12 protein-coding genes are annotated in these 14,189 nt (G+C 62.7%); 4 read left to right on the forward strand and 8 right to left on the reverse strand.

Features of this window, described 5'->3' with window-relative positions:
• Positions 1-36: 36 nt before the first annotated feature.
• The 7 genes from M2375_RS04095 to M2375_RS04125 form a co-directional block, all read right to left on the reverse strand.
• Positions 37-1,110, reverse strand: a complete 1,074-nt coding sequence (locus M2375_RS04095; protein ID WP_259164121.1) for a tetratricopeptide repeat protein — start codon at positions 1,108-1,110, stop codon at positions 37-39.
• Positions 1,111-1,121: 11 nt separating this feature from the next.
• Positions 1,122-3,851 carry an aminopeptidase N gene (gene pepN / locus M2375_RS04100; RefSeq protein ID WP_404979281.1) on the reverse strand — a complete coding sequence of 910 codons (2,730 nt, stop codon included), beginning with the start codon at positions 3,849-3,851 and terminating at the stop codon, positions 1,122-1,124.
• Positions 3,844-4,515 (reverse strand): HAD family phosphatase, encoded by a 672-nt coding sequence (locus tag M2375_RS04105; RefSeq protein ID WP_259164123.1) that lies wholly within the window; start codon positions 4,513-4,515, stop codon positions 3,844-3,846. The genes pepN and M2375_RS04105 overlap by 8 nt, the downstream gene beginning before the upstream one ends.
• 140 nt (positions 4,516-4,655) lie before the next feature.
• Positions 4,656-5,690: a hypothetical protein gene (locus M2375_RS04110; protein ID WP_259164124.1), complete on the reverse strand. Its 1,035-nt coding sequence runs from the start codon at positions 5,688-5,690 to the stop codon at positions 4,656-4,658.
• 36 nt (positions 5,691-5,726) lie between these two features.
• Positions 5,727-6,831 (reverse strand): peptide chain release factor 2 gene (gene prfB, locus M2375_RS04115; protein WP_259164125.1). Its coding sequence is split into 2 segments (ribosomal slippage): positions 5,727-6,749 and positions 6,751-6,831, totalling 1,104 coding nucleotides; the frame shifts between segments, so codons are not numbered across the junction.
• A 147-nt stretch (positions 6,832-6,978) separates the two neighbouring features.
• Positions 6,979-7,650 (reverse strand): CoA pyrophosphatase, encoded by a 672-nt coding sequence (locus M2375_RS04120; RefSeq protein WP_259164126.1) that lies wholly within the window; start codon positions 7,648-7,650, stop codon positions 6,979-6,981.
• A 69-nt stretch (positions 7,651-7,719) separates the two neighbouring features.
• Positions 7,720-8,244, reverse strand: a complete 525-nt coding sequence (locus M2375_RS04125; RefSeq protein WP_259164128.1) for a hypothetical protein — start codon at positions 8,242-8,244, stop codon at positions 7,720-7,722.
• A gap of 282 nt (positions 8,245-8,526) precedes the next feature.
• On the opposite strand from M2375_RS04125, the gene M2375_RS04130 reads away from it, so the two are divergent.
• The 3 genes from M2375_RS04130 to plsY all read left to right on the forward strand — a co-directional run bounded on the left by M2375_RS04130 (position 8,527) and on the right by plsY (position 10,951).
• Positions 8,527-9,588: an aldo/keto reductase gene (locus M2375_RS04130; RefSeq protein ID WP_259164129.1), complete on the forward strand. Its 1,062-nt coding sequence runs from the start codon at positions 8,527-8,529 to the stop codon at positions 9,586-9,588.
• Between the two features lie 171 nt (positions 9,589-9,759).
• A complete protein-coding gene (locus tag M2375_RS04135; RefSeq protein ID WP_259164130.1) occupies positions 9,760-10,251 on the forward strand; it encodes an aminoacyl-tRNA deacylase in 492 nt (163 codons plus the stop codon).
• A 67-nt stretch (positions 10,252-10,318) separates the two neighbouring features.
• A complete protein-coding gene (plsY, locus tag M2375_RS04140; protein WP_259164131.1) occupies positions 10,319-10,951 on the forward strand; it encodes a glycerol-3-phosphate 1-O-acyltransferase PlsY in 633 nt (210 codons plus the stop codon).
• A 97-nt stretch (positions 10,952-11,048) separates the two neighbouring features.
• Here plsY and M2375_RS04145 read toward each other — a convergent pair whose 3' ends face one another.
• Entirely contained in the window at positions 11,049-11,753 is a 705-nt protein-coding gene (locus M2375_RS04145; protein WP_259164132.1) for a TIGR02281 family clan AA aspartic protease, read from the reverse strand.
• Positions 11,754-12,027: 274 nt separating this feature from the next.
• On the opposite strand from M2375_RS04145, the gene M2375_RS04150 reads away from it, so the two are divergent.
• Positions 12,028-14,169: a TonB-dependent siderophore receptor gene (locus tag M2375_RS04150; protein ID WP_259164133.1), complete on the forward strand. Its 2,142-nt coding sequence runs from the start codon at positions 12,028-12,030 to the stop codon at positions 14,167-14,169.
• The last annotated feature ends 20 nt before the right edge of the window (positions 14,170-14,189 follow it).

The following is a 14,189-nucleotide window of genomic DNA, read 5'->3' on the forward strand; positions in this document are numbered from 1 at the left end:
GTTGAACTCCTTCAAACTTGGTCAATCTGGGTGGGCTCAGCGCTTGGGCTGGCGCGGTGGCTGTGGGGCTGGCTGTTGCGGCGGGGGCACTGCTTCGCGGCCGTTCAGCTCATCGCGCAGCTGTTGGGCGCGGGCCAGTTGGTCGCTGTGGCCCTGGGCGCGGGCGTATTGCTCGTAAGTGCTGAGCCACTGGCGCGCTTGCTGCGGGTCATTTTGCTCATGGGCCAGCACCATCAGCTGGAAATAGCTGTCGTAGACGGTGTCATGGTCGCCAGCGCCAAGGGCGATCTGCAGGCGCTCTTGCAGGTACTTGCGGGCGGCGTCCATCTGGCCGAGCTTGTAGCTGTTTTGTGCCAGGTTGGCCAGCAGGCCGCGCAGGCGCGGGGTCTCGCCCATCGCTTGCAGGCGCTCGCGCGCTACCGGCAGCAGCCACTGGTTGGTCTGCAGGGCCTGGCGGTACTGGCCTTGCTCGTGTAGCACATAGCCCAGGTCTTCGTACACGCCCAGTATCTGCAGCTGGGTGGGGTAGTCGGCCGGCTGGGGGATAGGGCGGCTGTTGTCCCAGCGCATTTGCGTGGGCAGTTTGGCGATTTGCGCCAGCGGGTATTGCACGGCGAGGGCCTGCGCCGGTTTGAGCGCTGCCTCATAGCGCCCGCTATCCGCCAACCAGCGGATGCTGGCAATGCTCAGTTCCAGATGCTGGTAGGCCCATTGCGGATCGCTGGGTTTGGGCATAGCTACCAAGGCCTTTTGCGCAGCCTGGCCGGCTTCGGCGGTCATACCGCGTCGGCTGAAAATCGTGGCCTGGGTGTAGTACAGCCGGAAAAAATCCAGCGGCGGCGCTTTCGTGCGCTTGAGTAGGGGCTCCAGCGCCTGCAAATCAGCGCTCATCGCACTGCCGCTAAAGCGCCCGCCTTCGCTGAACACGGCGGCGTAGAGCGGGGCAAAGCGCTTTTCAAAATTGTTGCTGGCGGTGGTGGGCAGCGCATCAGCCGAGGATGAGACCGCTGCCGGGGCATTGCGGCCGGCTTGCGCGCTGGCCACGGTGGGCATGGCTGCAGCCAAGCCGGCCAGGGCGGCAATGCCCTGGGCCAGCAGCTGTTGGCGCATGCCTTGGCGCATCAGTCGGCCATTGCGCGGGTGATGATCTCGCGCAGGTCGTTGCTGAGCTTGGGCTTGGCGGCGACCTTGGCGATGGCGTCGCCCGCCGCGCTGCGGTAGGGCTCGGCCAGCTTTTTCCAGCGGTCCAGCGCGCGGGCCAGGCGGGCGGCCACTTGCGGGTTGAAGGCGTCCAGCGCCACCACTTGCTCGGCCCAGAAGGCGTAGCCTGCACCATCGGCGCGGTGGAAGCCACCGGGGTTGCCGTTGCAGTAGCTAAAGATCACGCTGCGGGCGCGGTTGGGGTTTTTGATGTTGAAGTCGGGCTGCTTCATCAGCGCGCGCACGGCGGGCAGGGCGCTGCCGTTGGTGTCCGGTGCGCCCGCTTGCAGCGCAAACCATTTGTCCAGCACCAGCTCGTCGTTCTTGAACAGCTGGTGGAAGCTTTGGATCGCCGCGTCGGCCAGCGGGCTGCCGCTCACCACCAGCGCGCTCAGGGCGTTATAGCGGTCGGTCATGTTGCCCGCGTCCTTGTAGCGCTGCAGGGTCTTGCCAGGCCAGACCTTGTCGCCCGATTCACGGGCGGCCACGCAGAGCATCAGCAGCGCATGGCCGGCCAGTGCGCGTTTGCCGGCGCTCACCGCATCAGGCACATAGGCGCCGGTGTGGCTGCATTCGTCGTAGGCCCAGGCCCAGTCCGCTGCCAGCTCGGTGGCCAGTTGCTGGCGCATGGCTTCGCGCACGGCGTGCACGGTTTGCGGATCGACGGGGTCGAGCTGCTCGGTGATATAGGCCTCGGACGGCAGGGTGAGGGCCAGGTCCTTGAAAGCGGCATCGAGCTGCGGATCGCGCAGCACGGCACGCATGGCTTGCACGAAGGAGGCGGGCAGCAGATTGGCTTGCAGTGCAGGTGCATCGGCACCGCTGCGTGCGGCAATCGCTTGCAGCGCAATGCGCAGGCCCAGGCGTTGGCCGGCTTCCCAGCGGTTGAAGGCGTCTTCGTCGTGGGCCAGCAGGTGCAAGAGCGCATCGTCGCTCTCTTCGATCTGCAGCACCACGGGGGCGCTGAAGTTGCGCAGCAGCGATGGGGCAGGGGCTTGCGCGACACCGTCGAAGACGATGGTGTGCGATGCCTCGGTCAGCACCACGGTGTGGTTGGTGGCGCTGTGCGCGATGCTGCTGAGTGCCTGGCTGGGGCGAATGTTCAGCGGCAGGCTGCGGCCATCGGCTGCCAGCAGGCCCAAGGTGACAGGGATCACAAAGGGCTCCTTGCCAGGCTGGCCCGGGGTGGGTGGGCAGGACTGGGTCAGGGTCAAGGTGTAGGTCTGCGCTTCTGCGTCATACACACCTTGCGCGGCCACGCGGGGCGTGCCCGACTGGCTGTACCAGCGCTTGAACTGCGGCAGGTGCTGGGCCAGCGGCGAGCCGGGGTTGGCATCGGCAATGGCTTGGGCAAAGTCGTCGCAGGTCACGGCCTGGCCGTCATGGCGCTCAAAGTAGAGCTTCATGCCCTTGGCAAAGCCGTCACGGCCCACCAGGGTGGACTGCATGCGCACCACTTCCGAGCCTTTTTCGTAAATGGTGACGGTGTAGAAGTTGTTGATTTCGAGGTAGCTGTCCGGGCGCACAGGGTGGGCCATGGGGCCGGCGTCCTCGGGGAACTGCACGGTGCGCAGCACGCGCACATCGTCGATGCGCTTGACGGCGCGGGCCGATGCGCTGCCGGCCATGTCCATGCTGAATTCCTGGTCGCGGAAGACGGTCAGGCCTTCCTTGAGCGAGAGCTGGAACCAGTCGCGGCAGGTGACGCGGTCACCCGTCCAGTTGTGGAAGTACTCGTGGCCGACCACCGACTCGATATTGGCGTAGTCGGCATCGGTCGCTGTGGCCTGGCTGGCCAGCACGTACTTGGTGTTGAAGATGTTCAGGCCCTTGTTCTCCATCGCGCCCATGTTGAAGTCGCTGGTGGCGACGATCATGAAGCGGTCCAGGTCCAGGCTCAGGCCAAAGCGGGCTTCGTCCCAGGCGATGGAGGCCATCAGCGAGTTCATCGCGTGCTCGGTCTTCTCCAGATCGCCGGGGCGCACAAAGACCTGCAGCAGGTGTTCGTTGCCGGCGCGGCTCTTGATCTTTTGCTCGCGGGCAACCAGATTGCCGGCCACCAGTGCAAACAGGTAGCAGGGCTTTTTGTGCGGATCGACCCACTTGGCAAAGTGGCGGCCCTCGTTGCCGGCCCCTTGCAGATCACCGTGCTCGACCAGGTTGCCGTTGGACAGCAGCACCGGGAACTGGGCCTTGTTGGCGCGCAGGGTGACGGTGTACATGGCCATCACATCGGGACGGTCCAGGAAATAGGTGATGCGGCGAAAGCCTTCGGCCTCGCACTGCGTGAAGAACGAGCCATTGCTGGTGTACAAGCCCATCAGCTTGGTGTTCTTCTCGGGCATGCAGGTGGTGAAGATCTCCAGATCGACTGGGTCGCTGCCTTCGGGCAGGTTCTCCAGCACCAGGTCCGAGCCGTCCATCTTGAACGAGGAGGCGGCGCCATTGACCATCACGCGGGCCAGGTTCAGCTCGTCGCCGTTGAGGTGCAGCGGCTGGGCTGGCACATCAGGGTTGCGGCGCACGCGCATCTTGTTGAGCACGCGTGTCTTGGCCGGGTCCAGATCGAATGTCAGGTCGACCGTATCAATCCACCATGCGGGGGCCTGGTAGTCGGCGCGGTACACGGTGTGTGCTTGTCCTTCACGCATCATGGAGCTTCTCCAAAAATTGGTTGTTGAGCAGGGTCGAAAAATTGGGCGCCCATGCCAAAACATGGGGGCCACTCAATTGCAGGGCATCGTGCGTGGTGCCAATGCCCACCGCACGCATGCCGGCGCGCCGCGCCGCTTCAATGCCGTGCGGCGCATCTTCAAACACGATGCAGGCGGCGGGGTCGATCGCCAGGCGCTCGGCCGCCTTCAGAAAAATATCGGGGTGGGGCTTGCCGGGCAGGCCCTCGTCGCCCCGGGCAATGGCCTGAGCGGGGGGCTGCATCTGCAGCTTGTCCAGCACAAAGCGCACATTGTCTTGGTCGCCTGCGGTGCCAATGGCCACTTTCAGGCCCATCGCACGCGCCTGGGCATGAAAGCTGGCAAATCCATCCACGGCGCAGAAGTGGGCGGCAAACAGTTCGCGGTAGATGCCTTCCTTCTCCGCCGTGATGCGCTCGCTTTCTTCGGCGCTCACCGTGCGGCCCATCAGCGCGCAGGCGCATTCAAAGGCGTTTTTGCCTGTGGTCTGCGCCATAAAGGCGGGCACATCCAGATCCATGGCATGGCGGCGTGCGTACTCCACCCAGGCCTGGGTATGCCAGGGCATGGAGTCGACCATGGTGCCGTCCATGTCAAAAATCAGGGCTTGGATCGCAGGCATCTGAGGCTGGGGCTTTCTGTCGGGAGGCATGGCGGCTAAACAGGTGCTGTCATGCATGATTCAAGAAAAAAATTGTGTGCAGTATTGCTTTAATGAGATTGCACGCTAGGTTGGTAGGCGTTTATACAGGATCGAAATGGTCACTGGGCGTCAACCGGAGTGTTGAACAGCTGAATCGGTAAACGCTCCTGGACATCGCAATAAGCTGCAGGAATGTCCGCCTGACTCAACAAGACTTGGCGAGCCTTCTCGACCTGACCTTCAAGGACGCCTACATCAAACTTGCGCCGCACATAATCAAACGACAAGCTCACCATCAGTGGTTGCCCACTCGACTTGGAGGGATTGACAAGGACCTCAACGATACGGTTTTGGATCCGCTCAATCTCTCGCTTGCTGATAGGGAACGGCACCACGTGAACATCACGGAGCTCTGCATCCCCGCGCAAATGCTGCAATTGAGCTGGTAGAGCCTGGTATATGAAGGCATCCAATGTCGCATGGCCCAAAACATCGTTGTTCCATGCCATCGAGACCAACTGCTCACCGAAAATCTCGCTCAGTGCATCGGACAGCGCATTCATATCCGCCGGCCAGTGTTGGATAAACACGGCATCCGGCAAAGCGTTAACGGATTGCAGGCTTGCATGGTAGATGTCGTAGCTGTGCAAGGAAGCTGCTTTCTCCTGAGGAGACAGTTCGCGCAAGCGTTGCTCTTTTTGCAGCTTTCTTGTCAGACCTGGGATATCACGCTGCGCATAGGCGGTGTTGGCCAATTGAACACCGACTAGTGCTGGGTCCGCTGTGACACGAGCCCTGTCTGCAGCAGTCAAGCCTTTGACGAAATACAGAATATGCGGCTTGAAACCGTCGAGTGCCACGACGCTTCCGAGGTAGCGCCCGGCAAATATCTGGTTCAAGCGCGGCACCTGGGCCTCGGCAGCTTTGCGCAGTGCGGGGTATTGCAAGAGCTTGTCGGTCGGGATCGCGGCAATGCTCTCTTCAGATACCCCGCTGGCGTTGTAGCAGCACTCCTCCAGATACTGGATCTTGAGCTTGCGTATGTCGTCAGCACCAGGCTGCGCGCCACCCGGCAATTGCGCCCCAGCGGACATGGCCAATGCAGACACCAGCACGCCAATGCCCCAGATCGGGCTTAAACGTTGGTGAAGCATAGGCATGGTGCTGGAGCGATTTCCGGGTTGCGCGGCTTAAACGCCTTGCTTGAGCGAGGCTTCGATGAACACGTCCAGGTCGCCGTCCAGCACCTTTTGGGTGGCGGAGACTTCGACGTTGGTGCGCAGGTCCTTGATACGGCTGTTGTCTAGCACGTAGCTGCGGATCTGGTGGCCCCAGCCCACATCGGTCTTGGTGTCTTCCAGCTTTTGCTGCTCTTCCATGCGCTTGCGCATTTCGAAGTCATACAGACGCGAGCGCAGGCGCTGCCATGCCACATCGCGGTTGCTGTGCTGGCTGCGGCCATCCTGGCATTGCACGACGATCCCGGTGGGGATGTGGGTCAGGCGCACGGCCGAGTCGGTCTTGTTGATGTGCTGACCGCCCGCGCCCGAGGCACGGTAGGTGTCGGTGCGCACGTCCGAGGGGTTGATGTTGATCTCGATGGAGTCATCAATCTCGGGGTAGACAAACAGCGACGAGAAGCTGGTGTGGCGGCCGCCGGACGAGTCAAACGGGCTCTTGCGCACGAGGCGGTGCACACCGGTTTCGGTGCGCAGCAGGCCAAAGGCGTACTCTCCCTCGATCTTGATCGTGGCGCTCTTGATGCCGGCCACATCGCCCGGGGTTTCTTCTTCGACCGTGGCCTTGAAGCCCTTGCGCTCGGCGTACTTGAGGTACTGGCGCAGCAGCATGCTGGCCCAGTCGCAGGCTTCGGTGCCACCGGCGCCGGCTTGGATGTCGACAAAGCAGTTGAGCGGGTCGGCCTCGTTGCGGAACATGCGGCGGAATTCGAGGTCCTCGATCAGCGGGCGCAGCTTGGCAGCCTCGGCTTCGATGGTCTCCAGGCCCGCTTCATCGCCTTCTTCCTTGCTCATCTCGAAGAGCTCGGAGTTATCGGCCAACTCGCTCGTGAGCTTTTGCAGGGTCAGCACGACCGAGTCCAGCGACTTTTTCTCTTTGCCCAGTTCCTGGGCCTTTTTAGGGTCGTTCCAGACGTTGGGGTCTTCCAGCGATGCGTTTACGGTGCGCAGACGTTCGTATTTGGCATCGTAGTCAAAGATACCTCCGAAGCTCTTCTGTCCGGCTGGACAGGTCTTCGAGGGTGTTGCCGATTTGGTTGATGCGTTCTGCTTCCATGTCACTGTGTCCTGTTTTTTGGGGTCTAGCCCGCTATTGTCTCATGCTGGCAGGGGCTGGCCGGCCAGTGGTGCTTTAAGGCATATGCTTGATAAATAATGTTTTTGCCCCATCCTGCGCCGCCTGCGTTGCGGGTGGGCCAGAGAATCACTTCCAGGCAAACCGGGGCTGGTCAAAATGCGCCACGCGGGTAGGCTGGCCCAGCAGGCAGACCTCCCGAAACTGGTAAAGAAAGGCGGCGGTGGGTGCCGCCACCCAGCTTTGGCCCATGGGCATGCGCAGCACCGGGTGGGCAGAGGCGGGCGTGTGCTCCAGCATCGGCGCATCGCTGCGCAGCAGCTCGGCCAGCGGGATGCGGTGCACGCTGGCCACTTCGTCGGGGTTGGGCTGCAACTGCGCCGTGGCACCGGCCCATACCACCACGGGCGTGATGACAAAGCCCGAACGTGTGGCGTAGTCATCCAGACAGCCCAGCACCTGGCTGGGCGGCAGCAACAGACCTGCTTCTTCATGCAGCTCGCGCAAGGCCGCCTGCTCGGCGGTCTCTCCCGGCTCAATGCGGCCACCAGGCAAGGCCCATTGGCCGGGGTGGTTGCGCATATGCAGCGCGCGGCGTGTCAGCAGCAGCGCGGCGTCTTCACTCCACTGGGCGGGTGGGGGCATGCCTTCCAGCCCGGCGCCCGGGCCTTCGTCCAGCAGCACCAGTGCCACGGCGGCCTGGGCCTGGTCGCCGCCGGCCATCCGCTGCACGGCAAAGTGCTGCAGGCGGGTGTGGATGCGCGATCGCAGGGCGTCGCTCAGGGGCATGTTGTGGGGCATAGGGCAGGTGCATTGTAGAAGCGGGTTGGCCTGCCCGGGGGTACCGGCGGGACAGCGCCCCTGGCTGGCTTAGCTGGACCGGGCTTTGGGCGGTGCGCAGACCTGGAACATCAGGCCAAACGAGGCCTCTGGCCCGAACTGTGCGGGCAGCGATTCGCCACGGGGCACGAGTAGCCTGCCATGCATGACGCCGGCGTGGCTGGGGTGGGAGGTAATGAGGATCTCGAGCCCGCAGCTGCCGGGCAGTAGCACCCGCAAAAGCTGGCCCTGGCGGTACGGGAGGGGCCCTTGCGGTTCAAAAATCAGCCGCACGGTGCCGTGGGCATGTCCGCTGGTGTCACAGAGCATGCAGTGAATGATGCTGTCGTCCGTGCGGCGGGACGCTGGCGTGCTGGGGCAGGCCGATGTGCTGAACTTGTGGTGTGGAAGGCGGTTGGTGGCGAGTGCCTGGGCGCCGGCGGGTGCCCGCTTTTCACAATCGCCGCTGGTGCAGGGCCTGGCCATGCGCCTGTCGGGCTGTGGCCCGCAATCGCAGGCTTTCTCAGGCCGGGGTGAGGGCGGCGGATGGCTGTGGCGATGGTCTTGTTGGGGCATGGGGGGCGGGCTCTCAATCTCAATTGAACAAAGCGATGGAATCAATAGCTTTTCTCAATAGTAAAGAGCCAAACTTCGATAGAACTTACGGGATGTTGGCAGCTGATGCAGATCAAAAGAGCGCCAGATCAGGCTTGACAGCGGCGTGATCTGCTGGCCCTTGGGTGGGCGCCATGGGCCCGCGTTTGGCTACCAGAGCCTGCAGATGGTGGCCATGGCCAGCGCGCTGTCAAAAAATGCTTTTACACTTGGTTTTTTTTGACCGACACCGCTGAATTTTTTATGCAAGACATCCTACTTGGCCGCAGTGATTTGAAGGTTTCGCCCATTTGCCTGGGCACGATGACGTTTGGCGAGCAGGTGAGCGAGGCGGATGCGCATGCCATGCTCAGCCACTCGCTGGAGCGGGGCGTGTACTTTTGGGACACGGCAGAGATGTACGCAGTGCCCGCACGCGCCGAGACCTTTGGTGCGACCGAAACCATCATCGGCAACTGGTTCAAGGCCAACCCGGGCCTGCGCGACAAAGTGGTGCTGGCCAGCAAGGTGGCCGGGCCAACGCGCGGCATGCCCTGGGTGCGTGAAGGCAAGGGCATGACGGCCGCCGACATCGTCGCCTCTTGCGACGCCAGCCTGCGCCGCCTGCAGACCGATGTGATCGATCTCTACCAGATCCACTGGCCCGAGCGCCATGTGCCCGCCTTTGGCAATCTGTACTACGACCCCCAAAAGGAAACCAGCGAGACGACGATTGGCGAGCAGTTGCAGGCGCTGGCCGGCTTGGTCAAGGCAGGCAAGATTCGCCACATCGGCCTGTCCAACGAGACGCCTTATGGCGTGCATGAGTTTGTGCGCCTGGCCGAGCAGCATGGCCTGCCGCGCGTGGCCAGCGTGCAAAACCCGTACTGCCTCATCAACCGCAGTTGGGAAAACGGCCTGGATGAAACCTGCGACCGGCTGGGTGTGTCGCTGCTGGCGTACTCGCCCCTCGCCTTTGGCCTGCTGACCGGCAAGTACGACGACAGCGGTATCACCGGCCCCCAGGCACCGCAGGGCGCACGCATTGCCAGCTATGAATCGGTGCGCAAGCAGCGCTGGGGCCGCCCTGAGGCGCTGGACGCTGCCAAGCGCTACAACCAGCTGGCCCGCGACCATGGCCTGACCCCCACCGCTTTGGCGCTGGCGTTTTGCTACACCAAATGGCAGGTGGCCAGCACCATCATCGGCGTGCGCACCATGGAGCAACTGGACGAGGACCTCAACATCTGGGGCACCCAGCTGTCCGAGGCCGTGCTCCAAGAGATCGATGCCCTGCGCTGGGCGCTGGGCGATCCGGCGCAGTAAGCCTGTGGCTCCCCTCTCGGGGAGCTGGTTGATGCGGTGACCTGCGGGCCCTGGTGCAAACCAGGGCCTTTGGCGTTGCCAAGGCCGCTATGCTTGGCGGCTCGCCCAGCCCATTTTTTTCGAGACAATAACGGCAGATTTTGTGTGGTACCTGTGGCCACCTCTTTAACGATGAGCAAAAAAAACCATATCAGCGAAACGCCTGCCACCCAGTTTTTGAAGGCGCACAAGGTGGCATTTACCGAGCATCCTTACGACTATGTGGAGCACGGCGGCACAGCAGAGTCCGCCCGCCAGCTGGGGCTCGATGAGCATGTGGTGGTCAAGACCCTGGTGATGCAGAACCAGGATGCCAAGCCGCTGATCGTGCTGATGCATGGCGACTGCAAGGTATCGACCAAGAGCCTGGCGCGCCAGATTGGCGCCAAGAGTGTGGAGCCTTGCACGCCCGAGGTGGCCAGCCGCCACAGCGGCTACCTGGTGGGGGGGACATCGCCCTTTGGCCTGCGCAAGCCCATGCCGGTGTATATACAAGAGACGATTCTGGCGCTGCCGCGCATCGCCATCAATGGCGGGCGGCGTGGTTTTTTGGTGCAGATCGACCCCAAAGCCTGCGTTGAGGTATTGGGTGCCCAGCCTGTGCAGTGCGCGCTGGCAGAATGAGGCCTGCATTCGTCATACATATACCAGCCTACGCCTGCAGCCCAGGCGCACAGGCAAGGGGAGCAATTTGAGTACCGTTTATTCCTTTTTGGCCACCATCTTGGCCTACCTCATCGGGTCGCTGTCGTTTGCGGTGATCGTCAGCCGAACCATGGGCCTCAATGACCCGCGCACCTATGGCAGCAAAAACCCGGGCGCTACCAATGTGCTGCGCTCGGGCAGCAAGGCCGCAGCGGTAGTGACCTTGTTGCTGGATGCCGCCAAGGGCTGGCTGCCGGTGGCCTTGGTCACCTGGTTTGGCAAACCCTATGGCCTGGCAGAGGGCACCATTGCACTGGTGGGCATTGCCGCATTTCTGGGCCATTTGTGGCCGGTGTTCTTCAAGTTTGAAGGCGGCAAGGGCGTGGCCACGGCGCTGGGCGTGCTGCTGGGCTTTAGCGGCTGGCTGGGGCTGCTGGTCTTGTTGGCCTGGGTGGCTGTGGCAGCCATCTGGCGCTATTCATCGCTGTCGTCGCTGGTGGCGGCGGTGCTGGCACCGGTGTTCTATATCCTCATCGGCGGCGAACTCTGGGATTTCCATGCCGAGATTTTTATCGCCGTGTTGGCCATGTCAGCCTTGCTGGTCTACCGCCACAAACTCAATATCCAGCGCCTGGTCGAAGGCAAGGAATCCAAGCTGGGCCAAAAGAAAAGCAAGTGATGCACCGCGCTGCCATCGCGCAGACGGGACAAGGGCTGAACACCATTGCGGGTTCAGCCCTTTTGTTTTGTGCGGCGGCGCGGCAAAGGCGGGGGTTTTATTTGATCCGGTCCAAGGTCATCTGCGGGCCGGCGCGCTTCATCTCGAAGGCATTGAGAAAGCTATTGCCCAGCAGCACAAAGGGCATGTCGGACGAGGTGACCACGGCATCCACATTGCGCAGCTCCACATCGGAGATGCGCACGCTATTGAGCTTGAGGTACCAGCCATGGCCCACGCCATTGGCCGTGCCCATGCGCACCGCACGGCCCTTGCTGTAGTCGATGCCCAGTTTGCGGGCCTCGCTCACCCCCAGGCTGACGGTGGTGGCGCCGGTATCCACCATAAAGCGCGTGGACTTGCCATTGATCATGCCGGCGGTCATGAAGTGGCCGGTGGCGTCGGCCGACAGCACGATGCGCCCGGTATTGCTCACCGGCAGCGCTGCATCGGAGACGCTGACGGGTGATTCGCCCATGCGCAGGCTATGGGCCACGCCGGCAATGCGTACCTGCGCCTGCCCATCTTTGACGCTGATGACCTGCACCTGCTGGTAGCTGCTACCGGCTGCCACGGCCTTGGGCGCCCGGCCATCAATGACCAGCAAGGCCTTGTCGCCCAGAATGCCGGCCAGTGCCACCGAGCGGGGGGCATCGGCCGTGTCTTGTGCAAGGGCTGCAAAGCCAGCGCTGCAGCACAGAGCCACCAGCAGGCCCGGCATCCAGCCTGCGCGTGGGCTGAGCGGAGAAAACAGAGAGTTCATAGGTATCTGGGGCAGCGGGCGCACAGCAACACCGTGCAGCGCCGAGTCTATCGCCCGCAGGGAGCAGGGCATTTGCTTTACATCGTAAAGCAAGCCTTGGATGCCAGAAGCAGAGATTTATTTTTTTCGCAGAGAGGCTAGATCGTTGTTTTTTGGAAATCTAAATGCAGGATTAAGGTTAATACATTGCTATTGATAATCGTTATCATTAGCATTCCTCACTCAATTTTTACAAGCCGTTTACCAAACGGAATTATTGTTTCAGGAGTTTTCAATGATCCAAGCCCTTCGCAGCGAGACCCTCGCGCGTACAAGAGGCGAGCGTGCCAGCCTGTCGGTGGCGGCGCTGTTGATGCTGGCCTATGTGCCCGCCATCGCGCAAGAGCACACCTTGCCAACGGTCCAGGTGTCTGCCGACCATTACGACCCCGATGATGTGCGCCCCGAAGGCGTGACCACGGCGACCAAGACCTATATGGCGCCCAAGGACATCCCGCAGACCATCGACACCCTGGAGGTCAACAAGTACAAGAGCTATGGCATCAATGACCTGTCGGTGATGCTCGATGGCGTGCCGGGCGTGAACACCAGCTACGACATGCGCGGCGAGGGCGTGATGATTCGGGGCTTCAATGCCGACAGCGGAGACATCTACCGCGATGGTGTGCGCGAATCCGGCCAGGTGCGCCGCAGCACCGCGAACGTGGAGCGCATCGAGATTCTGAAAGGCCCCGCCTCGGTGCTGTATGGCCGTGGCGCTGGCGGCGGTGTGGTCAACATGGTCAGCAAGCAGGCGCGCTTTGACGGCGTCAGCAGCGTGACCTTGCGAGGCGGCTCCTGGGAGAACGTGGGCGGCACCATCGACATCAACAAGGTGCTCAGCCCCAATGTGGTCGTGCGGCTGACGGCCGACCGCGAGCAGGCGCACAGCTTTCGCAGCGGCATCCGCAACCGCAACGAGATGGTCTCGCCCAGCATTCTGGTGGACACGCGCACGGGCCTGCGCTGGACCGGCCAGTACACCTATGACAATGTCTGGCGTGTGCCCGACCGGGGCCCCACGTACGAGCAGATGCCGCCGGGCATGTCGCTGCGCCAGGGCTTTGCCCAGCCGGGCGATTTTGTTGAAGACCGCCTGCGCGTGCTGCGCTCGGACCTGTCCTATGAGTTCAACCCGGCCTGGAGTGTGCGCTGGGTGGCCAGCAAGCGCGAAGCCAGCCAGGATTTTGACCACTACTTTGCCGGCACCTATTGCAACCCCCAAGGTCTGACGCCTGCGGGTGCCAAGTGCGCCAACCCCGGCCTACTGCGCCAAAGCTATGCCTGGCAGCAAACCGAGAACCGCACCACCACCCACACGGTGGATCTGACCGGCAAGTTGGACCTGGCCGGCATGCGCCATGAGCTGCTGCTGGGTGTGGAGCATAGCGAGGAAGAGCGTGCGCCGCGCCTGTTCAGCACCGCCAACAGCAATGGCTATATCGACCCGAACAACCCGGTGTTTGATGCCGTGCGGCCACCGCAAGGCGCGCCATCGCAGCACAACCTGCACAAAGGCACGGCCCGCGCGCTGTATCTGCAGGATTTGATCAGCCTCAGCGACCAGTGGAAGCTGCTGCTGGGCGCGCGCTACGACAACTTCGACTTCAACAGCACCAACCAGCTGACCAATGCCAGCCGCAGCACCGACGGCAACTCCGTCAGCCCCCGTGCTGGCATTGTCTGGCAGCCGGTGCGTGATCACAGCCTGTATGCCTCCTGGAGCCGCAGCTTCTCGCCCTATGGCGGCCGGGGCACGCTGTCGGTGGATACGGGTGCCGGTGCGGTGCTCGATGATGAGCCCCAGCATTCGCAGCAGTACGAGATGGGTGTCAAAAGCGACTGGCTGGATGGCGCGCTGTCGACGCAGCTGGCCGTCTACCAGCTGGAGCACTACAACATCCGCTACCGCCCCGATCCGGACAACGACCCCTTCACCTGGGCGGTGCGCGGCAAAGAGCGCTCGCGCGGTATTGAGTTCAGTGCCGCCGGCCGTGTGGCACCGTTTTGGTATGTGCGCGGCGGCGTCGGCATCATGGCGGCCAAGGTCACCGAGAACAAGTCCAACCCCGCGCTGGAAGGCAACTACCTGGCCAACACCGCGCGCCGCAATGGCAATGTGTTCCTGCGCTATGCGCCTGCGGGCAACTGGTATGCGGAGCTGGGTGTGACCCACACCAGCGCGCGCTATACCAATGACGCCAACACCGCGCGCGTGCCGGGCTACACCCGCTGGGATGGCCTGGTGGGCTGGCGCGCAGCGCCGTGGACCGTCACCCTGGCCGTCTCCAACCTGACCAACAAGGAATACTGGCGCAGCAGCAGCATGCCCGGCACGCCCCGTGGTGCTTTGCTGAGCGCGAACTACCAGTTCTAAACGGCTTGGCGCCATAAAAA

The sequence above is a fragment of the Comamonas sp. BIGb0152 genome (genome assembly GCF_024809975.1).
In the GTDB taxonomy this organism is placed as follows: Bacteria; Pseudomonadota; Gammaproteobacteria; order Burkholderiales; family Burkholderiaceae_C; genus Comamonas.